The following is a 21,462-nucleotide window of genomic DNA, read 5'->3' as shown; positions in this document are numbered from 1 at the left end:
AGGTGACGAGCGTGATTTCACGGTGGCGCGTATTTTTAGGATACATGGCGGGGCTGGTTTTTTTGCTGGGATCCCACGTGGCGAGTTGGCCTCGAGCCGCGGCGGGAATTCTCGTGGCCTTGGCGGGTCTCTGGGTCCGGGGGTGGGCGGCGGGGTATTTGGAAAAGGGCAAGCGCTTGGCCCAGGACGGGCCCTACGCGTGGGTGCGCCACCCCCTTTACGCTGGTAGTATTTTGATGGCGTTCGGGTTCTGTCTGGCCGGGACGGGGGTTCGGATCGGGGCGAGCGCGGCCTTGTGGGCGATGTTCTTCTTCCTCTTCGGGTGGATCTATCCGCGGCGGATCAAGGAGGAGGAGAAAACCCTGGAGGGTTATTTCGGCGACGCCTGGCGGAGTTTCACGGGGCGCAACCGGCGTTTCCTCCCCAGCCTCCGCCCCTTCCGTCGGGAAAACCCCGACCAATTTTCCTGGGCCCGGTACCGGAAAAATCGGGAATACAACGCCTCCCTCGGTTGGGCCGCGGGGGTCGCCGTCATCCTTGTGAAGGGCCTCGTCGGTTGGTGAAGTTTTTCCGTTGGGCTCCGGGCCTCTGGTTGCTCGGGCTCGGAGGGGCGGCGCGGGGGGAGGGCCCGGTTCCCTCCACCGCCCCCGCCTTGGTCTTCCAGTGGCGCCAAGAAACCGCGCCTCCGCCGGCGGTGGGCGAATCGATTCTTTACGTCATCAAATACGGGTTTCTTTCCGCCGGTTCGGCCACCTTGGAGGTCACTTCCACGGCCCCGGTCGCGGGGCGGAGCGCCTACCACCTTCTTTCCGAGGCTCGCACCAACGCTGGCATGGATGCGTTCTTCAAAGTCCGGGACAAAAACGAGTCCTGGGTGGACGCCCAGAGCCTCTGTTCCCTTCGCTTCCGGCAGGATTTGCGGGAGGGGAAAACGACCCGCCGGGTCGAAACCGTTTATGACCATCCCGAACAGCGTTTTCTCTACCGGAAGTGGAAGAACGGAAAGGAGAGCTCCCGCGACGGTTCGGTGCCCCCGTTCGTTCAAGACGTCCTCTCCGCTCTCTATTACATTCGATCTCGACCGCTGGAGATCGGCCGCGAATACGCCGTGGACGCGAATTCCGGCGCCACCACCTGGCCCTTGGTCGTGCGGGTCCTGCGACGGGAATCGGTCCGCGTCCCGGCGGGCCGTTTCCAATGCCTGCGGCTGGAACCCGTCCTCGCCGGGGAGGGGATCTTCCAGGCCAAGGGTCGGCTGGAGGTTTGGGTCACGGAAGATTTTCCCCACGTCCCCGTCCTTCTACGCTCCAAAGTGATGGTAGGGTCTTTTGATGCGGAGATGAAAGACTATCGGCCCGGGGTTCCTCTTTCGCCGTCCGGGATGGGCCCTTCCATGGCCGCTTCGACTCCCTGAGATGATCGAGCGGGGGTTTTTAGTATAATTCGCCCCATGCCAGGTCCTACGAGAAAGTTTGAGGGAATCCCCGTCCTCGTGGTGGGGGACTTGATGGTGGACCGCTACATCCGCGGGGCGGTGAGCCGTCTCTCTCCCGAGGCCCCGGTCCCCGTGGTGGACGTTCAGCATGAAGAGTTCATGCCCGGCGGCGCGGGCAACGTGGCCGCCAACATCGCCGCCCTGGGCGGACGCCCGATCCTGGTGTCCCTGGTGGGCCAAGACGCGGACGGGGACCGATTGCTCGCTTCGCTACGCGATCGCGGCGTGGACGTGTCCGGCGTGGTGGCCGACGGTTCCCGTCCGACCATCCTCAAAACCCGCGTGTTGGCCGGGCACCAACAGGTGGTGCGGTTCGATCGGGAAAACCGTTCCCCCTTTTCGCACGGCCTCGTGGATAAAATTTTGGCCAGCGTGCGCGAGCGTCTTTCCGGTTCGAAGGGGGTCGTTCTTTCGGATTACGGCAAAGGGTTGGTGAACGCCCGGCTTTTGAAGAGCGTCCTGGGCTGGGCCCATCGGCAAGGCAAACTCGTGACGGTGGACCCTAAAATCGAGCATTTCTTAAGTTATCGGGGCGTGGATTGCATCACGCCCAACCTGAAAGAGGCCACGGAAGGGATGCGCGCTCTGCCGCCCAAAAACGACCAAGAGGTGGACGAGCTGGGCCGACGGATCCTCCGTCGTTTGCGGTGCCATTCGGTGTTGATCACCCGGAGCGAGCGCGGCATGAGCCTGTACCGGGAAGACCGCCCCCCCCTGCACATTCCCTCCCAGGCCCGGGAGGTTTTCGACGTGACCGGCGCCGGCGACACCGTCATCGCCACTTTAAGCTTGTCCTTGGCCGCGGGCGCGTCTTTGGACGCGGCGGCCCGCATCGCCAACGCGGCCGCGGGGGTCGTGGTGGCCAAACTGGGAACCGCCACGGTGAGCCCCGCCGAACTGAAAGAAGCGCTTCGGCCGTGACGCTCGATCGAACGGTTTTGGGCGTCATCCCCGCGCGGTACGCGGCCCAACGGTTTCCGGGCAAGCCTCTGGCGCCCATCGCGGGCCGGCCCATGATCTGGTGGGTGTGGAACGCCGCGCGGAAGGCCCTTCCCCGGGTGGTGGTGGCCACGGACGATGGGCGCATCGCGGAGGCCGTTCGGGGCTTCGGAGGCGAGGCGGTCTTGACGTCGGAAAAGTGCCGGAGCGGCACGGACCGCGTCGCCGAGGTCGCCCGCAAAATCCGGGCGGGGTTGTATCTGAACATCCAAGGGGACGAACCGCTCATGACCGCGCGGACCTTGCGGAAAGTCCTTCGGCTTCACGCCGACCCGTCGGTGGGGTTGGGGACGGCGGCCACGGCGTTGACGGCGTCGGATTGGCCGGATCCCAACGCGGTCAAAGTCTTGGTGGACAAACGCGGGGATTCCCTTTATTTTTCCCGGGCTCCGCTTCCCTTTTTCCGGGACGGCGCGCCGGCGGCGCCGCCCTCCAACCGATTTTTGTTCAAGCATCTGGGCGTCTATTCCTTTCGCCCGGAAACCCTGCGGGCCTTCGTTCGCTGGCCGGCGGGTTTTTTTGAGACGGCGGAGAAGCTGGAACAGTTGCGCGCCTTGGAAAACGGCGTCCGCCTGCGAGTGGCGGTGACGCCGGACGATTCCATCGGCGTGGACCGCCCCGAGGACGTGGCGCGGGTGGAGGCGATTTTAAAACACCGCGGGGCCGTCGCGTGAACCGCGCGGCGGAAGAAAAAGGGGGACCGATGGCCAAGTTCATCTTCGTGACGGGCGGGGTGGTGAGTTCGTTGGGGAAAGGCATTGCGGCCTCCTCCTTGGGGCGACTGCTCAAGGCCCGGGGCCTGAACATCACCATGATCAAGCTGGACCCCTACTTGAACGTGGACCCGGGGACCATGAGCCCCTACCAACACGGCGAGGTCTATGTCACCGAAGACGGCGCCGAGACCGATCTGGATCTGGGCCACTACGAACGGTTCATCGACGTGGACATGACCCGGGACAACAATTGCACCTCGGGCCAAATCTACGAGACCGTGTTGGGCCAGGAGCGGCGGGGCGAGTTTTTGGGCAAGACGGTTCAAGTCATCCCGCACATCACCAACGAAATCAAAAACCGCCTTTTTCGCGTCGCCAAGGGCCGCGACATCGTGATCGTGGAGGTGGGGGGGACGGTGGGCGACATCGAGTCCCTGCCCTTCCTGGAAGCCATCCGCCAAATGCGGATCGACGCGGGCCGGGACAACGTTCTCTACATCCATCTCACCCTGGTCCCTTACATTAAAGCGGCCGAGGAGTTGAAAACCAAACCCACCCAGCACTCCGTCGGAAAACTTCGCGAGATCGGGATCGAGCCCGACATCATCATATGCCGCTCGGACCGCCCGCTGGGCGTGGAGATCCGGGACAAAATCGCGCTTTTCTCCAGCGTCCCCAAGGAAGCGGTGATCGAAGCCGTGGACGTGGACACGATCTACGACGTGCCCCTCATGTTCGAACGGCAGGGGTTGGACGAGCAGGTGCTCATGATGCTCCGCCAGCGGAGCCCCACCAAGGACCTGGCCTCCTGGAAAGCCATGGTGGAGAAGATCCGAAACCCCCGGCACCACGTGACCATCGGCGTCGCCGGAAAATACGTGGAGTTAAAGGACGCCTACAAGTCCATCGGCGAAGCGCTTCTCCATGGGGGCTTGGCCAACGACGCCAAGGTGGTCGTGAAGTATTTGGATGTGGAAGACAAGACCCTGGAAGCCCAGCTCCTTCAGGTGGACGGGATTCTGATCCCGGGCGGGTTCGGCGACCGCGGGGTGGAGGGAAAAATCGCCGTGGCCAAGTTCGCGCGGGAACACCAGATCCCCTTCTTCGGCATTTGCCTGGGCATGCAGTGCGCGGTGATCGAAGTGGCCCGCCACCTGGCCAAGCTCGGGAAGGCCCATTCCACCGAGTTCTCCCCCAAAACTCCCCATCCCGTGGTCTGCAAGATGGACGAGCAAAAAAAGATCACGCAGTTGGGCGGCACCATGCGGTTGGGCGTTTATCCCTGCCGGTTAAAAGCCGGTTCTCTCGCCCACAAGGCCTACGGCCGCGACATGGCCTACGAACGCCATCGCCACCGCTACGAGCTGAACAATAAATACCGGCCCGCTTTGGAAAAGGCCGGCCTGCGCGTCGTCGGTGATTATCCGCGGCTCCACCTGGCCGAGGCGGTGGAACTGAAAAACCACCCCTGGTACGTGGCGGTGCAGTTTCACCCGGAACTCAAGTCCCGTCCCCTGCGCCCCCATCCATTGTTCCGCGATTTCGTCGCCGCCGCCCTCCGGCGCCTCTCTCCCCGACAAGGGTAACGTGAAGCCCGGAGGGGTCTGGGCGGGATACCTTCTCTCGCTCGCCTGGGTCGGCCTCCTTTTCTTTTACGTCCAGCGTTATGGGGTTTCGATCCAGACCGAATCCTTCCGGCGGGAAGGGCGGCGCTTGGCCGCGGCTTGGTCGGACCGGCTCGGCGACGGGGGGGCGGACCGCGCGCGCCTGCTCCGTCGTTTGGCGGGCGATCCGGACAGCCGCTCCGCCGCGTTGCTGGACCCCCACGGTCAGGTCCTCCGGCTCGAAGGGGACCCGCTTCCCGCCCCGCCGCTCCGCCTTTCCGCTCCCGTGGATCGCTCTTTAGAGACTGGGGCCTGGGCTTTTTGGGCCCCGGTGTGGATGGACGGGCGTCTGACCGGGGCGTTGGCGTGGGTGCGGGACGCCGGGGAACTCCGACGGTCCCGCGTTCACCATCGGCGCGCGCTCCTGGCCGCCTGGTCGTGGTGGGCCGCCGTGGGGGCCATCGGCGCCGCCGCTCTCACGCGCCGGCGCGGCGCTTCCCTCTCTCCACCGCCGTCCTCGGCCTTTCCCCGAAAGTCCTCTCCATAAAACCTCTGGACAATTCTCCGTTCTGGGGTTAGATAGGTGGGGATGCTGATCCCCTGGTCTCGATATTCCGGCATGATTCCCCGTCCCCGGTCGGTGGCCTGTTCCATGGCGTTCCCGGCGTCGGGTCTCTAATTCCATGGCCCTTCGCCCCAACGTCGGACGGAAAACCGCCGCGGAAATCATCCTCGAAGCCCACCTCGTCACCACCGAAAACCTCGCCCTGGCCGAGAAAGAAGCGGCCAGTTCGGGTCGGCCCCTTCAACAGATCCTCGTCGAAAAAAAATGGGTGGACAAAGTCGACATCCTCCAGGTCCTGTCCCGTGAATGGCGCACCAAGGCGGTGGACCTGGCCGAGATGGAGATCGATCCCGACGTGGTTCATATCCTGCCGGAGGCCGACGCCCGAAAACACCTGGTCCTGCCGTTCGCCAAAGAAGACCAGGTGCTTCTGGTGGCCATGGCGGACCCTCGGGACTTCATGGTGTCGGAAGACATCCACATCAAGACCGGCCTGGAAGTTCAGCGTTACATGGCCATGCCGGAGGACATTTTAAAAGAACTGGACAAGGTCTACGGCATTTCGGGGAGCGGTCAGGGGGCGGAACTCCTTAAATCCGTGACCGACGCCGTCATCCCGGACGTGGAAGGGTCGCTGGAACGCGTTAAGGAAAAGACCGACGTGACCGAGGTGGACGCTTCGGCCCCCGAAGTCGAAAAGATCGTCAACGGGATCATCCTGTCGGCTCTCGGGCAGAAATCTTCCGACATCCACATCGAACCTTTCGAGGACCCCGCGGGCCGGAACTCCAAGGTCTTGGTCCGTTTCCGCGTCGACGGTTTTTTGAAGGCCGCCGCTTTCCAGATCCCCTGGACGTACCGGAGCGCCGTGATCGCGAAGATCAAGATCATGACCAATTCCATGAACATCACGGAACGGCGTATTCCCCAGTCCGGACGAATCCAGGTGATGGCCAAGGGCAGCCCCATCGAGTTTCGGGTGGAAATCATCCCCACGGTTTACGGCGAATCCGTGGTCATGCGGATCCTGGACCGGAAGGCCGTGCAAGTCGACATCAAGAGGCTTGGGTTTTTCCCCGACACCCTGGACCGATTCCTGGCGCTGATGGCGGGGGTGGGAGGAAAAAAGAATTTCGGCATCGTCCTGGTGTGCGGGCCCACGGGGTCGGGAAAATCCACGACGCTCTACGCCTCGCTGAACCACATCAACCGCCCGGACATCAAGATCCTCACGGCCGAGAACCCGGTCGAGTACAACCTGGACGGCATCGTGCAGGTCCAGGTCAACCCCGACCTGAAATTGGGCGAAGACAAATGTTTCGATTTCGCGACGGCGCTCCGCTCCTTCCTGCGTCTCGATCCCGACGTCATCATGGTGGGAGAAATCCGCGACCAGGAAACCGCCCACATCGCCATGGAGGCCGCCATGACCGGCCACCTCGTGTTCTCGACGATCCACACCAACGACGCCCCCTCCACCTTGACGCGGTTGGTGGACATGGGCATCCCGTCTTTCATGGTGGCGAGCACGCTCAAATGCGTGCTCGCCCAGCGGCTGTGCCGGCGGATCTGTCCCGACTGCAAGACTCCGCGCGCTATTTCCGTCGAGGAAATGGAGGTTTTTGTCACCAACGGGATGAAGGTCGCCCCGGGTCTCCAGATCTACCAGGGGGCGGGGTGCCGCAACTGCAATGGATCGGGTTTCAAAGGCCGTCTCGGCATCCACGAACTTCTGGTGGTCGACGACGCCGTCCGAGCCGTGATGTTGAAGGAGATGACGGTGGATTCGGTGCGCGAGGCGGCGGTCAAGAAGTCCCCGCAGAAAATGCGGACGATTTTGATGGACGGGCTCCAGAAAGTTCTGGACGGCGGCACCACGGTCCGGGAAGTGTTGGGCGGCGCCTCCGAGGCCGCCGAGGACGCCGCGAAAAAAGCGGCGGCGGCCCATTGAAGCGGCCCCCGTCCGGACCGAGGAAATCCTCCGCCCGCCCCGTCCGGGGAGACGCACGGAGGGTTCAGGAACTTTTCGGCATCGCGCGCGCCCTCTCCTCGAACCTTTTCGTCGACGGCTTGCTGAAAGAAATCGTGCGCGTGGCCGAACGGTTGACCGGTGCCGAGGGAGCGTCGCTCCTGCTCCTGGACGAGGAAGGGAGAAACCTCTATTTCCGCACCGCCACGGGAGAAAAGGGACGGATCGTGCAGGGCCAGATGGTTCCCCTTCACCAGGGACTGGCGGGATGGGTTGTCAGCAAGGGGGAAGCCGTCCTCGTCAACGATGTCCGACACGACCCCCGGTTCGCCAAAGACGTGGACCGCGCCACGGGCTTCTCCACGAAATCCGTCCTCGCGGTGCCGTTCCTGGTGGACGGCCGGGTGATCGGCGTCTGCGAAGGCCTCAACAAGAAAGCGGGGCACGTCACCCCGACCGACAAGCGGGCTCTGGAAGAACTGGCGGGCCTGGCCGCCGTGTCCATCGAAAATGCCCGCCAAGCCGAGTCCCAACACAATTTTTTCGATAACATGATCGAAATCCTCACCGCCGCCATCGAGGCCACGGACCCGGCCAACGTCGGGCACCCCGCCCGGGTGGCCGAGCGGGCCTGCGCCATCGGCAAAAAGATGGGGATGACGGAGGCCGAACGGCCGGACCTTTACTACGGGGCGCTCCTGCACGACGTTGGTTTTTTGGCCGTCAATCACCGGGAGCTCCTGGAAAAAGCGACGCCCCAGGCCCAGGCCCGGACGCGGGAACAGGCCCACCCGCTTTTGGGGGCGGAACTGCTGAAAGGCGTCCGCCTATTTAAAAACGTCATCCCCATTATCCGTCATCACCACGAGGCCTGGGACGGCACCGGCCACCCCGACCACATGGCCGGGGAAGCCATTCCCTTGGGCGCCCGGATCGTGGCGTTGGTGGAACAGTTGGAGGAACTCCGACTGAACGGCCTTTCCGAGAAAGAATTGGCGGTCCTGCAGGCCCAGCTGGCTCGCAACGGCTCCGGCACCAAATTCGATCCCCGCGTGGTCGAGGCCTACCTCTCGCTCTAAATCGCTTAAAAGACCAGGCGCGCCTGCTCTTGTCAACTCCTCCCGAACCGGTTAAAATCTAGTTTTCCATTCAAAGAACGGAAAAAGATCCCGCGGCGATACGTCACGCGGGAATACGAGTTCCGAGGGAGGAACCATGCGGAGAAAATTGAGCGTGATTGGCGCCGGCAACGTGGGAGCCACCCTGGCCCAACGCCTGGCGGAGGCCGAGGTGGGGGATGTGGTGTTGGTGGATATTCCGGCGACCGAGGGCATGCCCGCTGGCAAGGCTTTGGACATCCGGCAATCGGGTCCCCTCTACGGGTTCGACAGTCGCGTGGTGGGTACAACCGAATACGGGCCGACGGCCCAATCCGATATCGTGGTGATCACGGCCGGCGTGCCCCGCAAACCGGGGATGAGCCGGGACGACCTTCTCAACATCAACGCGGGGATCGTGAAAAGCGTTTCCGAACAGGTGGCCCGCCACTCGCCGGAGGCGATCCTGATCGTGGTGTCGAACCCCTTGGACGCCATGGCCCACGTGGCACTTCGGACCACGGGGTTCCCCAAACACCGGGTCATCGGCATGGCCGGGGTCTTGGACTCGGCGCGGTTGGCGGCTTTCTTGGCGGAGGCCCTCGACGTGTCGGTCGAAGACATCCAGCCGACGGTGTTGGGGGGGCATGGCGACACCATGGTGCCCATCGCCCGCTACACCACGGTGGCCGGGGTTCCCGTGGGGGACCTTCTCAAGGCCGAATCGTTGGCCGCCATTTTCCAGCGCACCCGGGACGGCGGGGCGGAGATCGTGAAACTCCTCAAGACGGGTTCCGCTTACTACGCGCCGTCGGCCTCCGTGGTGGCCATGGTGGAGTCCATCCTGAAAGACAAAAAACGTATTTTCCCCTGCGCGGCGTATCTGGAGGGGGAATACGGGGTTCGCGGTTTGTTCCTCGGCGTGCCCGTCAAGCTGGGCGCCCGCGGCATCGAACAGGTGATGGAGCTCCGGCTGACGGATGATGAAAAGGCGGCGCTTCAGAAATCCGCCCAGGCCGTACAGGACTTGGTGGAAACGTTGAAGCGGGCGGACCATGTTAAAAATTAAATCGCTCTTCACCCTTGGGAGGAAAAAAAAGGCCATGAGCACAGAAACGTTGGAGTGCGGCAAACGAACCTACGTGTTCGAAAGCCACATCACGAAAAACGGCCACAAATACATCATGCTGACGGAGAAAAGTTTTGGGCGGATGTCGAAGGTCATGGTGTTCCACGACCACTTGAACGACTTCCGTTCCGCTCTGGAACGCATTTCCCGGGCGGAACCCTTGTTGGCGGAAACATCCGTCAACTGAGAATCCCCGGCAGGCGCCCCCTCTTGCCGACCCCGCGCGTGCCGCCCGGTTCCTCCTCCCTCGCCGGGAAGGCTGGCCCCTGGTTGTTGGCGGTTGACATCGGCAACACCAATGTCACGCTCGGGGCCCTTCCCGCGGAAAAAAGGCGGGACGCTCCCGCGCCGCTGGCCGGATGGCGGCTGGCCACCCATCGCCACGCCACGGCGGACGAGGTGGGGGTCACACTCCAGGGTCTTCTCTCCGCCGCCGGACCTTCCCTGGACCTGTTGGCGGGGGTGGTGATCGCCAGCGTGGTTCCCCCTCTGGATCCGGTGTTCCGGGACCTTTCCGAAAAACAATTGAGGCACCGCCCTCTCTTTGTCGTCCCCGGAGTGAAGACCGGGGTCAAAATCCTTTACGATGTTCCGGGCGAAGTCGGAGCCGATCGGGTGGTGAACGCGGCGGCGGCTTTCGCTCGCGTGCGGGGCCCGCTGATCGTGGCGGATTTCGGCACCGCCACCACCTTCGACTGCGTGGACCGGCGCGGGGCCTATCTCGGGGGGGCCATCGCGCCCGGCCCCCAAATGGCGGCGGAGGTCCTTTACCAGCGCACCGCCAAACTTCCCCTGGTGGGGGCTTTCCACCGCCCTCCCCACGCCATCGGAAAAAACACCCAAGACAGCATCGCTTCAGGCCTTTTCCATGGTTACGTGGGCCTCACCCGGGGCCTTTTGAGGCAAATCGCCAAGGAAATGGGTGGCCGGCCAACGGTTTTAGCCACCGGGGGGCTGGCGGCTGTTTTGGCCCCCGCTGTTCCTGAAATCGAGGCGGTGGTCCCGGATTTGACCTTGGAGGGATTGTGGCGAATTTGGCACGTAAATTCAGTGAAAAAGTGAGCTTTGTGGATAAAACTGTGGATAAGGGCGGTGAAAAACCTATGAAGTTCAATAAAACGCTGTTATTTTCGGCATTCCTGTGTGTTTTGGTTGGACCGGTCTCCGCCGCTGTCCAGGATGACATCCAGTCGGATTCACAACAAATCGCTAAGTGGTTTAGCCAAGAAGTGGCGCATATCACGGCTTTTAACGCGGCCGCCCTCCCCCAAATTCCCGCGGATGTGCATAATTTTCTGGGGGTCGAGATCGGGGTGGAGGCGGGAGTGAGCTCTTCGAAGGTGGATCAGGACGGGTTCCATCAGCTGTCGTTGGTCTCGCTCAAAACCACCGGGTTCGATATGCCGTCGGAGATGATGCTTCCGATGCCCCTGGTCCACGCGAAGGTCGGCCTTCCCTTTGAACTGGATTTGGGGGTGAAATACGGCCGCATGGACTTCAGCGATTCGAAAAACGGGGTGGAATCCAAAGTCAAGAACTCCGTGTTCGGGGTGGAAATCCGCCGCCGGCTGATGGGCGAGGGGGCGACCGGGGTGGTGCTTCCCGACGTGGCGTTAACCTTGGGATACGACCAGGCCAACGGAGATGTTCAACGAACGGAACGTTACGTGGCCCCCGTGACGGGCGGAACCCTGGACGCGGCGACCACGATGAAATCCGATTGGCGGACCGGCGCCGTCACGGCCCGGGTCATCGCGAGCAAACAGTTGGTGATCATCACGCCGTATATCGGCGCGGGGTACAGCCGTTTGATGGGCGACGCGGAAACGTCGGTGGATGTGGTGGGAACCGCCTCTCCGGGCGGGGCCGTGAACGTGTCGGGAAAAAATTCCGCCAAAGCCGACGACGATATTTTGCAATTGCTCGGCGGGCTGGAGTTCACCTTTTTCCCGTTGTGCAAGATCAACCTGGGGGGCCTCTACGCGAAAGACGACTGGGCGGCCACGGCGGGATTGCGTTTCAGCTTCCGTTAGCCCGAGGGGGTTGTTTTCGGCGGAACAGGTCGGTCTTGATGTTGGCCACCCGGTCCAGGAAAAGGATCCCGTCCAGGTGGTCGATTTCGTGTTGGAGGGCCACGGCTTCAAACCCCTCGCTCTCGTAGGCGGCGGGGTTCCCGTCCCGGTCCAGGCCTTCCACTCGGACGAAGGACGATCGTCGGATGTCGGCCAAAAATTCAGGGATGGACAGGCACCCTTCCCGAAAGGTGAGGCATCCCTCGGCTTTGACGACGCGGGGGTTGAGTAGAGCAATACGGCCGTGTCCCTTGGGGGGTTCTTTTCCTTTGCGGGGGGGAAGCCAGGTGACATCCACCACCACCGCCCGCCAGAGCGCCCCGATTTGCGGGGCGGCGATCCCCACGCCGGGGGTGGAGTAAAGCGTGTCCGCCAGATCCCTCAGCAGTTCGGCGGCGGCGCCGTCCACCGCGCCGACCTCGCCGCACACTTCTTTAAGGGACGGGTCCGGGAACAGCAGGATCGGTCGGATCATGTCAGGCGGGGGCGTCTGCCATAAGAAAGCGGGCCTCGCCCGTCAGAGGGTTTGGGACGCGAGCGGTTTGACGGAAACGGTGACCCCCATCTCCGCCAGATGGTCTCGAAGGTCTTTTTCCAGGGAGGCGGGAGAAACCCCTTCCGGCGTTTCCCCTTCCAGATAAAGGATGTATCCCGACGGGTTCCCCCGGGACTCCGTTCGGTGAGTGGAAAGGTCCGAGAGGTTCACCCGGTTTTTGGCCAAGCGGCTCGTGACGCGGTGCACAATTCCCGGCCGGTCGGCGCCGTACACCGTGATCAGAACCCGCTCGCCGGTTTTTTTGGGGGGGGTGGATTCCCGGGCCGAGAGAGGTTTGAGGTGCACGGCCAAGGAGAGTTTTTTCCCCAGGGCCTTCATTTTCTTTTGGAGTTTTCCGGGTTTGTCCGGCCCGGTCAAAATAAGAAGGATGGCGAACTCACCCTGGATCCGCGTCATGGCGCTGTCCTCCAAGTTGCACCCCTCCTCGAAGAGGACCTTGGAAACCGCCGCCACCAGCCCCGCCCGATCCCGCCCCGCCGCCGTCAATAGGTAACGTTTCATGGGTTTGTTATACCACAGGCATCCCCGTGAAACAAGACCCTCCCGTCCCTTCGACGGACTGGTATAATGGTTTTCACAATGCCAGCCCCCCACGATTTCGCTTTGACATGTCGTCGTCCTTCCTAAAAGCGTTGTCGAAAACGTTGGGGCCCGGCCGGGTCCTTTCCGGTGCGGGGGACCTTTTCTCCTACGCCTACGACGCGGCTTTGGAGAAACGACTGCCCGGGGCGGTGGTCCTCCCCCGCACGGCGGAGGAAGTGGCTCGGGCCATTGGCGTGGCCCGGGAGTTCAATGTTCCCTTCGTCGCCCGGGGCGCCGGCACGAACCTCTGTGGCGGGACCGTGGCGCCCACCGGCGGCCTGGTGATCCACCTCAGCCGATTGAACCGAATTTTGTCCATCGACGCGGCCCGGCGCCGCGCCTGGGTGGAACCGGGGGTGGTGAACCTTCACCTCCATCGGGCCCTGGCGCCCCGGGGCCTTTTCTATGCCCCGGACCCGGCCAGCCAAAAAGCCTGCACCCTGGGCGGCAACGTGGGCACCAACGCCGGCGGGCCCCATTGCCTGAAATACGGCGTGACCAGTCACCACGTGACGGCTTTGGAATGGGTCCGGCCCGACGGGGAAACGTCGCGGGTGTCCGTGGACGACCCCGGGTTCGATTTGACCGGGCTCTTCGTGGGATCCGAAGGCACCCTGGGAGTGGCGACCAAGATCGAAGTGGCCCTTTTGCCTCAACCCGAAGACGTCCAAACGTTTTTGGTGGCTTTTCCCTCCATGGACGCGGCGGTTCAGACGGTGACGGACACCATCGCCGCCGGGATCGTTCCCACGACCCTGGAGGTCATGGACCGGGTGACGGTCCAGGCCGTGGAGGCCTTTGTCCACGCGGGCTATCCGACGGAGGCCGAGGCGGTTCTCTTGATCGAAGTGGACGGGCCCCAGGAACGCACGATTTTTGAGGGAGACCGGATCCGTGCCCTCTGCGCCAAAAACGGCGGAACGGATTTTCGCACGGCCCGGAACGAGGCGGAACGGGAAAAGCTGTGGGAAGGGCGCCGGGGCGCCTACCCCGCCATGGCGCGGCTGGCGCCGAACGTTTTAGTGGAAGACGGTGTGGTGCCCCGGACCCGCCTGCCGGAAGCCGTGCGGCAGATCCGCGCCATCGCCCAACGGAAAAATCTCCGCATGGGCCTGATCGCCCACGCGGGGGACGGCAACCTTCACCCCAACATGATTTTCGATGAGCGGGACAAAGTCGAGACGGCCCGCGTCCAGGAGGCCGGCCAAGAGATGCTCCGCGTCTGCGTGGACCTGGGCGGATCCATTTCCGGCGAGCATGGGATCGGCGCCGACAAACGGGACGCCATGCGCTGGCTCTTCTCACCGCCCACCCTTTCCCTTTTTCGCGAGGTGAAGCGGGCCTTCGATCCCGATAACCTCTGCAATCCCGACAAGCTGATCCCCGTGGTGGAATCGGCCCCCGGCCCCCGGGCGGGGGGCCCCGCCCCGGCGGGTGAACTCGCCGTTTCTTCGGTGGAGGAAGCGTTGGACCTTGTGCGCGCCATTCGGGACCAGCGGGGTTCGCTCTTCATCCAGGGCCTGGGTTCAAAAGGTTTGTCGATCCCGGCGGGCGTTCCCGTGCTCGTCACCACGGGCTTGAACGCCATCCTGGACCTGGACCGCGCCAATTTAACCCTCACCCTGGGCGCCGGGTCCGACTTGCCGTCCCTCCGGGCCCTTTTGGCGGCGGACGGTCTCCACCTTCATGTGGCCGGGGAGGGAACCCTGGGGGGCATCCTTTCCACCAACGCCAGCCGGCGGCCGCCGTTTCGGAACCAACTTCTGGGCCTTAAAGCCGTTTCGGAGGAAGGCGAACTTTTAAGTTTTGGCGCCAAGGTCATGAAGAACGTCGCCGGATACGACGCGGCCCGTCTTTTCCAAGGGGCCTGGGGCACTCTGGGGGTTGTGGTGGAAATGACCCTTCGGCTCCATCCACTCCCCGCGGAGGTTCTGGAGGCGTCCATTCCCGTCCTGCCCAACTTTTCGTTGCTCCCCGCCGCCGAGCTCCACCGAAAAATCAAATCCGCTTTTGATCCCCGGAACCTATTCAACCCGACGCTGTTCTCCCCCTATGGCGACTGAACCCGACCTCCACAGCCGCCCCGCCGCGCCCGGTTCTCCCGGCGAATCCCGGGCCTACGACGACGTGATGCACTGCAACCGTTGCGGCTTTTGCACGTCTTTTTGTCCCACTTATCTGGCCACGGGAGACGAGTCCCTCTCTCCGCGGGGCCGCAACCAATCCTGGAGGGCCCTGCTGGAAGGCCGGCTGGACCCCTCCTCCGGTCGGCGTTCTTTTGACACCTGTCTTCTGTGCGGCATCTGCACCTCGGTTTGCTTCGCCCAGGTGCCCACGGCCCGGCTCATGTCCCAGGCCCGGGAAAAAGTTCGAACTCTCCAAGGCGGGGCTTGGCCCCTGCGGTTTTTCCTTCGCACCGTAATTCCCCGGCCCGCCCTTTTCGAGGGATTTCTTAAATGTCTTTACGTGGGGAAAACCCTGGGGATTTCCGGTTTATTGAACCGGCTCGGGATCCTCCGGTGGATCTCGCCTCGGCTGGCGGCGGCCGAGAGCGTGGTGGACCAAGCGCCAAAAAAATTTCTTCGGGACCTCCTGCCCGCGGCTCCCCAGGACGCCGAGGTGATCCATTTCTTGTCCTGCGGCCCGAACTGCCTCTCCCCGGAGGTGGGCCTGGCCACGGCGCACATTTTGAAAGTGCAAGGGATCCGATCGGGGACGGCCAAGACGGTCTGTTGCGGCCTCCCGGGCCAAAGTTTCGGCGATCTCGAAGCCGCGCGGATTCTGGCCCGGAAGAACATCGAGGTCTTGGAAACGTATCCCACGGCGGTCATCCTCATCGACGATTCCTCCTGCGCCGCCACGGTGAAGGACTGGCCCCGCTTTTTCGAGGACGACCCCCCCTGGCGGGCCCGGGCGGAGGTTGTTTCAAAACGCGCGAAGGATTTGCTGGAATGGCTGGACGCCCATCCGCCCCAGATTCCGGCGCCAGGGGAAAAAACGGTGGTGACCTACCACGACGCCTGCAAAGCCCGCTACGCCCAGGGGCTGGTCCAGGAACCCCGCCGCCTGCTGGCCTCCATGCCCGGCGTTGAATACCGCGAACTCCCCGAATCCGACCAATGTTGCGGCGGGGGCGGCACCTACCAATTCTTGCAGCCGGAAATTTCCAGGGAGGTGGGAAAACGGAAAGCCGAAAACATTTCGGTCACCGGAGCGCGGTGGGTCTTGACCTCCAGCGTCTCCTGCCTCCTCCAGGTCCGCGCCGGACTTCTAAAATCAAAATCTAAAATTCGCGCGTTCCATATCGCGGAATTTTTTTCAAAGCATATGTCAAAAGCGCGATGAAAGCAGATCCCTATTGGAACATTTACCTTTTGACGGAGTACGCCGGGTGTGTTAAACTTTTTCGGTGATTGATTCCTGAGGATGGAACTTTATCCTTCCGCGGGCGTTGATCAAATGAAGGACTCGTCCTGGAAAAGGAGCTTTCTCATGGAACTGCAATTGACCGACGACAGTTTTGACAAGGCGGTCCTGAAGTCCGCCCTGCCCGTGCTCGTGGATTTCTGGGCGCCCTGGTGTGGTCCGTGCCGCATGCTGGGCCCCATTGTCGAAGAGGTCGCCAAGGAATACGACGGAAAGGTCGTGGTTGGGAAGCTGAACACCGACGACAACCCGGAAGTCGCTTCCAAGTTCAATATCTCCGCCATCCCTTCCATGCTGTTCTTTAAGAACGGCCAGGTGGTGGAACAGATGGTGGGCGTCCATTCCAAAAAAGACATTAAAGCCAAGCTCGACGCGCTCCTGAAATAATCGCCGCGTGAAATCTTTCCCCGTCCGGCGTCCCCTGTCTCTGTTGACCGTTCTTCTTGGGACGGCGCTCTGGACGGCCTGCGGATCGAACTCGAATGGGCGGCCGGCCGAGGCGCCCTCCCGCCGAGCCGAGCGTGCGGTCCCGTCGGGCGACGAGAACAGGGCTCCGGGGTTTTCGCTCCTGGACACCCAGGGGAAAACCGTGGCCCTGGCGGATTTCAAGGGCCAGGTGGTCTTCATCGATTTCTGGGCCACCTGGTGCCCGCCCTGCCGAATGTCCATGCCGTTGGTGGAAAAACTCCACGCCGCTTATCAGGGGAAGCCCGTGCAGGTCCTGGGCCTGAACCTCGACGAGGACCCGGACGACGTTCGAAAGTTTGTCGCTAAAAAACAAACCCCGTACCCCGTTCTCCTGGCTGGGAACTCCGACATTTCCAGCGCCTACGGGGTGGGGGGGATTCCCCACTTCGTTCTTATCGACCAGGAAGGCCGCGTGGCGGGCGTCTGGCCCGGTTTCGCTTCCGGAATGGACAAAGAGTGGCGCGCGGCCATCGACAAACTGTTGGGAGTGTAAGTTCCCCGCCGGGTCGGGGCGCCCCGTGACCCACCCTAAAAAATCCTTATTTCTCATCGACGCCCACGGGTATCTGCACCGGGCCTACCACGCGCTTCCTCCCTTGTCCAACTCCAAGGGCGAGCCGGTGGGGGCCCTGTATGGGTTTGCCCGGATGTTGACCAAAATCGTTCGTCAAAATCAGCCGGACCGACTGGTGGTTTGCTTCGACGACGCCGCGCCCACCTTCCGCCACAAAGCCTACCCCGAGTACAAAGCCCATCGCAAAGAAATCGAGGACGGCCTGAAATTTCAACTGCCCCTGGCCCGGGACATGGTGGAGGCCTGGGGCCTTCCCTTGGCGGTTCAGCCGGGTTTTGAGGCGGACGACCTCATCGCCACCTTGGCCGAAACCGGCGCCCGGGAAGGCTACGCCGTGGTGGTGGTGACCGCGGACAAGGACGCGCTCCAACTGGTGGGGGGGCCCGTCACGGTGTTGAACGAGCAGAGGGGCGTTCGTTACGATGCGGCCGAGGTGGAGAAAAAATACGGTCTTCGCCCGGATCAGATGGTGGACTATTTCGCCCTTCTGGGCGACAGTTCGGACAACGTCCCGGGGGTTCCCGGCGTGGGGGAAAAGACGGCCACCGGACTGCTTCAGAAGTTTTCCACCTTGGACGGGGTCTATTCGCACCTGGACGAGGTCAAGGGCTCGCTTCAAGGAAAATTGAGGGACCACGAAAAAGAAGCCCGTCTGAGCCGGGACCTGGTGGTGCTGGATCGCCGGGTTCCGCTGTCCCTGGATTTGGCCGATTGCGGCCTTCCGGAAAGGCCCGCGGAGGGATTGGCGAAATTCTTGGGCCGGCTGGAGTTCAACAGCCTTCTCTCCGAGCTGTCCTTGCCGACGGAAAAAGAGGCTCCCGCAGGGGAGGCGAAAAAGGATTCTCCTCTCCCGAGCGAGCCGGTGGCCCTGGGGCGGCCGGTCAACCGGGTCGTTCATACGGTGTTGTCCGAAGAGGACTTGACCCGCCTTGGGAAAACGCTGGGCGCCGCCAAACTCTTGGCGGTGGACGTGGAGACCACGGGCCTCGATCCTTTTTTTTGCGCTCTGGTGGGGATTTCTCTTTCCATCGCACCGGGCGAGGCGTGGTATATCCCGGTGGGCCACTCGTATCTCGGGGTTCCCCGTCAGCTTCCGCTGGACCGCGTCCGCAAAGCCGTGGGTCCCGCTCTGGCGGACGTCCGTCTGCCGAAAGTGGGTCAGAACTTGAAATTCGACAGCCAGGTGTTGGCCCGGGCGGGAATGCCCCTGGCCCCCATTTCCTTCGACACCCTGGTGGGGTCCTACTGTTTAAACCCCGGCCGGCAAACCCACGGTCTAAAAGCCCTGGCGTTGGATTTTTTGGGAGAGGCCATGACGAACATCGACGTCCTGATCGGCACCGGGGCCAAGCGGATCACCATGGATCAGGTCAAAATCGAAGACGCCGCCTCCTACGCGGGGGCGGACGCGGAGGTGACGCTTCGCCTCAAGACGCTCATGGAAAGGCAGTTGAAGGAAAAACAACTGGAACGGCTTTTCTTCGACGTGGAGATGCCTCTGGTGCCGATCCTGTCGGCCATGGAAGAGGCCGGGGTGGCCTTGGACGTTCCCCATCTCACGGCCCTTTCGAAATCTTTTGCCCGGGACATCGCGGGTTTGGAACGGGAGATTCACGATCTCGCGGGAGAGCCGGTCAACGTGAACTCGCCCAAACAGCTGGCGGTGATCCTCTTCGAGAAATTGAAGCTTCCCGTGGTCCGAAAAACGAAGACCGGGTTTTCCACGGACGAGGACGTTCTTCAAACGCTGTCGTCCCGCCATCCCTTGCCCGCGAAGATACTGGCCTATCGGGAACTGGCCAAACTGAAGAGCACCTACATCGACGGGCTGTTGGAGAAAGTGCGGGACTCCGGGCGGGTCCACACGAGTTTCAACCAAGCCGTGGCGGCCACGGGACGTTTGTCGTCCTCGGAACCCAACCTCCAAAACATTCCCATCCGCACGGAATACGGGCGGCAAATCCGGCGGGCCTTCGTTCCGGCGGAGGGCCAGGTGTTCCTCTCCGCCGATTATTCTCAAATCGATCTGCGCGTTTTGGCCCACGTCTCGGGGGATCCGGCCCTGGTGGCGGCTTTTCGGCGAGGGGAGGACATCCACGCCGCCACCGCGCGGGACATTTTCCATCTGGGTCCCGCGGACGCCGTGAGCGATGAACAGCGTCGCGTGGCGAAAACGGTGAATTTCGGCATCGTCTACGGGCAAACGGGGTTCGGGCTTTCCCAGCAGTTGGGGATTCCCATGGGCCAGGCCCAGGCGTACATCAACGCCTACCTGGAAAAATACGCCGGCGTCAAAGACTGGATCCGGCGGATCATCGAAGAATCCCGCCGCGACGGGTATGTGACCACGCTTCTCAACCGCCGCCGTTACTTGCCGGAAATCAAGGCGTCCAACGCCTCCGTGCGCGGCTTCGCCGAACGGACCGCCATGAACACTCCCATTCAGGGGACCAGCGCGGACATCATCAAAATCGCCATGCGGAACCTGGCCGCCCTTTTTTCCAAGAAAGGCTGGAAAACCCGCATGCTCCTGCAGGTCCACGACGATTTACTTTTCGAGGTGCCCCGGGCCGAGTTGGCCCGCGTGGCCGGTCCCATTCAGGAAACCATGGAGTCCGCTTTGGCCTTGGACGTGCCCGTCCGGGTGGATCTCAAAACCGGACCCAACTGGGCGGAGATGACCCGCTATGCCTGAACTGCCGGAGGTGGAAACCATTCGGCGGGACCTGGTCACGCTTTTGGTCGGGAAGAAAATCAGCGCGGTTCGGATCGGGGACCGCCGGGTGTTGGAGGGGTTCAGGCCGGGGGGCGGCGTGCGGCGGCGGGTGAAGGTGGACCATTTTGTGCGCGCCCTGGCGGGCCGAACCGTGGCGGATCTTTTCCGCCGAGGAAAATATTTGGTCTTTGATCTGGGCCCCGGCCCGGCGCTTTTGGCCCACCTGCGAATGACGGGCCGCCTCGTGTTCGGCCCGCCTGATCCCGCGGCCCGGGCGCGCATCGAATTTGAGGGGACCGCGGAATCCTTGAATTTTTCCGACACGCGCCGGTTCGGGGAATGGTGGCTGGCGGAGGATTGGCGGGCCGACCCCGCCGTGGCCGCCCTGGGCCCGGAGCCCTTGGAGGGAGGGATCGACCCTTCCCCTTGGGGGCGGGACCTCCGTCGATCCTCGGCCAAAATGCAATCGGCTCTGTTGGACCAGAAGCGGATCGCGGGGCTCGGGAATATATACGTGACCGAGGCCCTCTTCCGTTCCGGGATCCGCCCCACCCGGCGGGCCCGGGCGGTCCGGACCGCCGAAATCCCCGCGCTTCTTGAAAACATCCGGCGGGTGTTGGAGGAGGGTCTGGCCCATCGGGGGGTTTCCTTCCGCGACTATCGGGACGCTCGAGGGGAACGCGGGCAGGCCCGAGACCGGCTGTTGGTTTACGGCAAGGACGGGCTTCCCTGCCCGACGTGCCGGACGGTTTTGCGCGGGGTGAAGGTCGGCGGGCGGGGCGCCGTGTTTTGCCCCCGGTGCCAAACATGAACGCCCGTTCTCGGAAGCCTTCTTGGCCCCGCCTCGTGGTGGGCCTGACCGGTGGAATCGGGTCGGGAAAATCCACGGTCCTCTCCCTGCTCCGGGAACGCGGGCTGGCGGCGGCGGACGCGGACGTCATTGTCCATGGGGCCCTCCGGCCGGGGGGGGCGGGCTATCGCCGGGTCCTGTCGCTTTTCGGGCCCGCCGTTCGCCGGTCGGACGGGAGCCTGGACCGCGCCGCCATGGCTCGGGTGGTGTTCGAGCACCCCGAAATCCGCAAGAAATTGGAAGCCATCCTCCATCCCATCGTGGTTCGGGAGTTCCGGCGGCGCATCGCCGCCCACCGGCGCGGGATCCTGATTTTGGACGTGCCCCTCCTCTTTGAAACGGGATTGGACCGCATGGTGGACCGGACGGTGGTGGTCTGGGCCCCGGAAAGGACTTGTTTGGCGCGGCTCGCGGCCAGCGGCCGGTTGACCCGCGCCCAGGCCCGCCGACGCATGGCCGCCCAGATGCCCTTGGACGAAAAACGCCGACGAGCCCATTTCCTGTTAGACAACAGCCGCACCCTGTCCGTTCTCGGGCGCGGAGTGGACCGGTTGTTCGGCGTCCCGGGGGGGGAAGGCCCTCCTCCGCTCGTTTACAAAGACGTTACAACTTCTTAGCCCGATCTTCTGTTCTCGCGCGCTATA

General features: G+C 63.1%; 21 protein-coding genes. 19 read left to right on the top strand and 2 right to left on the bottom strand.

Annotation, left to right across the window (positions count from 1 at the left end; translation table 11 throughout):
- Positions 1–11 precede the first annotated feature (11 nt).
- From IPP35_05005 to IPP35_04950, 12 genes are all read left to right on the top strand, one after another.
- Positions 12–563 (top strand): isoprenylcysteine carboxylmethyltransferase family protein, encoded by a 552-nt coding sequence (locus IPP35_05005; protein MBL0058461.1) that lies wholly within the window; start codon positions 12–14, stop codon positions 561–563.
- A complete protein-coding gene (locus IPP35_05000; GenBank protein MBL0058460.1) occupies positions 557–1,414 on the top strand; it encodes a DUF3108 domain-containing protein in 858 nt (285 codons plus the stop codon). Before IPP35_05005 ends, IPP35_05000 begins: the two co-directional genes overlap by 7 nt.
- 36 nt (positions 1,415–1,450) lie before the next feature.
- Entirely contained in the window at positions 1,451–2,416 is a 966-nt protein-coding gene (gene rfaE1, locus IPP35_04995) for a D-glycero-beta-D-manno-heptose-7-phosphate kinase (protein MBL0058459.1), read from the top strand.
- Positions 2,413–3,168, top strand: a complete 756-nt coding sequence (gene kdsB / locus IPP35_04990; GenBank protein MBL0058458.1) for a 3-deoxy-manno-octulosonate cytidylyltransferase — start codon at positions 2,413–2,415, stop codon at positions 3,166–3,168. Before rfaE1 ends, kdsB begins: the two co-directional genes overlap by 4 nt.
- 29 nt (positions 3,169–3,197) lie before the next feature.
- A complete protein-coding gene (locus IPP35_04985; protein ID MBL0058457.1) occupies positions 3,198–4,796 on the top strand; it encodes a CTP synthase in 1,599 nt (532 codons plus the stop codon).
- Between the two features lies 1 nt (position 4,797).
- Positions 4,798–5,361 (top strand): hypothetical protein, encoded by a 564-nt coding sequence (locus IPP35_04980; protein MBL0058456.1) that lies wholly within the window; start codon positions 4,798–4,800, stop codon positions 5,359–5,361.
- A gap of 136 nt (positions 5,362–5,497) precedes the next feature.
- Positions 5,498–7,330 carry a Flp pilus assembly complex ATPase component TadA gene (tadA, locus tag IPP35_04975; protein MBL0058455.1) on the top strand — a complete coding sequence of 611 codons (1,833 nt, stop codon included), beginning with the start codon at positions 5,498–5,500 and terminating at the stop codon, positions 7,328–7,330.
- On the top strand, positions 7,327–8,427 hold the full coding sequence (locus IPP35_04970) for a GAF domain-containing protein (GenBank protein MBL0058454.1): 1,101 nt from the start codon (positions 7,327–7,329) through the stop codon (positions 8,425–8,427). The genes tadA and IPP35_04970 overlap by 4 nt, the downstream gene beginning before the upstream one ends.
- 136 nt (positions 8,428–8,563) lie before the next feature.
- On the top strand, positions 8,564–9,514 hold the full coding sequence (mdh, locus tag IPP35_04965) for a malate dehydrogenase (GenBank protein ID MBL0058453.1): 951 nt from the start codon (positions 8,564–8,566) through the stop codon (positions 9,512–9,514).
- Positions 9,515–9,548: 34 nt separating this feature from the next.
- A complete protein-coding gene (locus tag IPP35_04960; GenBank protein MBL0058452.1) occupies positions 9,549–9,761 on the top strand; it encodes a hypothetical protein in 213 nt (70 codons plus the stop codon).
- 83 nt (positions 9,762–9,844) lie between these two features.
- A complete protein-coding gene (locus IPP35_04955; GenBank protein MBL0058451.1) occupies positions 9,845–10,636 on the top strand; it encodes a type III pantothenate kinase in 792 nt (263 codons plus the stop codon).
- Complete coding sequence (locus IPP35_04950) at positions 10,600–11,607, top strand: hypothetical protein (protein MBL0058450.1); 1,008 nt, start codon at positions 10,600–10,602, stop codon at positions 11,605–11,607. The genes IPP35_04955 and IPP35_04950 overlap by 37 nt, the downstream gene beginning before the upstream one ends.
- On the opposite strand, the gene def is transcribed toward IPP35_04950, so the two are convergent.
- The gene (gene def, locus IPP35_04945; protein MBL0058449.1) at positions 11,594–12,121 is read right to left on the bottom strand and encodes a peptide deformylase; all 528 of its coding nucleotides are present in this window, start codon (positions 12,119–12,121) and stop codon (positions 11,594–11,596) included. The two genes, IPP35_04950 and def, sit on opposite strands and share 14 nt — an antisense overlap.
- Positions 12,122–12,163: 42 nt before the next feature.
- Positions 12,164–12,703, bottom strand: coding sequence for an ACT domain-containing protein (locus IPP35_04940; protein MBL0058448.1), 540 nt, complete (start codon positions 12,701–12,703; stop codon positions 12,164–12,166).
- A gap of 107 nt (positions 12,704–12,810) precedes the next feature.
- Here IPP35_04940 and IPP35_04935 point away from each other — a divergent pair, with 107 nt between their 5' ends.
- The 7 genes from IPP35_04935 (at position 12,811) to IPP35_04905 (ending at position 21,435) form a co-directional block, all read left to right on the top strand.
- Positions 12,811–14,847 (top strand): FAD-binding protein, encoded by a 2,037-nt coding sequence (locus IPP35_04935; GenBank protein MBL0058447.1) that lies wholly within the window; start codon positions 12,811–12,813, stop codon positions 14,845–14,847.
- Positions 14,837–16,129, top strand: coding sequence for a (Fe-S)-binding protein (locus IPP35_04930; GenBank protein ID MBL0058446.1), 1,293 nt, complete (start codon positions 14,837–14,839; stop codon positions 16,127–16,129). The genes IPP35_04935 and IPP35_04930 overlap by 11 nt, the downstream gene beginning before the upstream one ends.
- 147 nt (positions 16,130–16,276) lie before the next feature.
- Complete coding sequence (gene trxA, locus IPP35_04925) at positions 16,277–16,597, top strand: thioredoxin (GenBank protein ID MBL0058445.1); 321 nt, start codon at positions 16,277–16,279, stop codon at positions 16,595–16,597.
- A 7-nt stretch (positions 16,598–16,604) separates the two neighbouring features.
- Positions 16,605–17,171, top strand: coding sequence for a TlpA family protein disulfide reductase (locus tag IPP35_04920; protein MBL0058444.1), 567 nt, complete (start codon positions 16,605–16,607; stop codon positions 17,169–17,171).
- A 25-nt stretch (positions 17,172–17,196) separates the two neighbouring features.
- Complete coding sequence (gene polA, locus IPP35_04915) at positions 17,197–19,947, top strand: DNA polymerase I (protein ID MBL0058443.1); 2,751 nt, start codon at positions 17,197–17,199, stop codon at positions 19,945–19,947.
- Entirely contained in the window at positions 19,940–20,779 is an 840-nt protein-coding gene (gene mutM / locus IPP35_04910) for a bifunctional DNA-formamidopyrimidine glycosylase/DNA-(apurinic or apyrimidinic site) lyase (protein MBL0058442.1), read from the top strand. Before polA ends, mutM begins: the two co-directional genes overlap by 8 nt.
- On the top strand, positions 20,776–21,435 hold the full coding sequence (locus IPP35_04905) for a dephospho-CoA kinase (GenBank protein ID MBL0058441.1): 660 nt from the start codon (positions 20,776–20,778) through the stop codon (positions 21,433–21,435). Before mutM ends, IPP35_04905 begins: the two co-directional genes overlap by 4 nt.
- Positions 21,436–21,462: the final 27 nt, after the last annotated feature.

It is taken from the genome of Elusimicrobiota bacterium, from assembly GCA_016721625.1.
GTDB lineage: Bacteria > Elusimicrobiota > Elusimicrobia > FEN-1173 > FEN-1173 > JADKHR01.
Note: the sequence above shows the minus strand (reverse complement) of the source record. Positions and strands in the feature narration are given on the sequence as shown.

Bases quoted from the DNA above. Each gene is read 5' to 3' on its own strand.
- IPP35_04905 (MBL0058441.1), top strand. From the start codon at position 20,776: ATGAACGCCCGTTCTCGGAAGCCTTCTTGGCCCCGCCTCGTGGTGGGC.
- tadA (MBL0058455.1), top strand. From the start codon at position 5,498: ATGGCCCTTCGCCCCAACGTCGGACGGAAAACCGCCGCGGAAATCATC.
- IPP35_04960 (MBL0058452.1), top strand. From the start codon at position 9,549: ATGAGCACAGAAACGTTGGAGTGCGGCAAACGAACCTACGTGTTCGAA.
- rfaE1 (MBL0058459.1), top strand. From the start codon at position 1,451: ATGCCAGGTCCTACGAGAAAGTTTGAGGGAATCCCCGTCCTCGTGGTG.
- IPP35_04935 (MBL0058447.1), top strand. From the start codon at position 12,811: ATGTCGTCGTCCTTCCTAAAAGCGTTGTCGAAAACGTTGGGGCCCGGC.
- trxA (MBL0058445.1), top strand. From the start codon at position 16,277: ATGGAACTGCAATTGACCGACGACAGTTTTGACAAGGCGGTCCTGAAG.
- mutM (MBL0058442.1), top strand. From the start codon at position 19,940: ATGCCTGAACTGCCGGAGGTGGAAACCATTCGGCGGGACCTGGTCACG.
- def (MBL0058449.1), bottom strand. From the start codon at position 12,121: ATGATCCGACCGATCCTGCTGTTCCCGGACCCGTCCCTTAAAGAAGTG.
- IPP35_04940 (MBL0058448.1), bottom strand. From the start codon at position 12,703: ATGAAACGTTACCTATTGACGGCGGCGGGGCGGGATCGGGCGGGGCTG.
- IPP35_04985 (MBL0058457.1), top strand. From the start codon at position 3,198: ATGGCCAAGTTCATCTTCGTGACGGGCGGGGTGGTGAGTTCGTTGGGG.
- IPP35_04930 (MBL0058446.1), top strand. From the start codon at position 14,837: ATGGCGACTGAACCCGACCTCCACAGCCGCCCCGCCGCGCCCGGTTCT.
- mdh (MBL0058453.1), top strand. From the start codon at position 8,564: ATGCGGAGAAAATTGAGCGTGATTGGCGCCGGCAACGTGGGAGCCACC.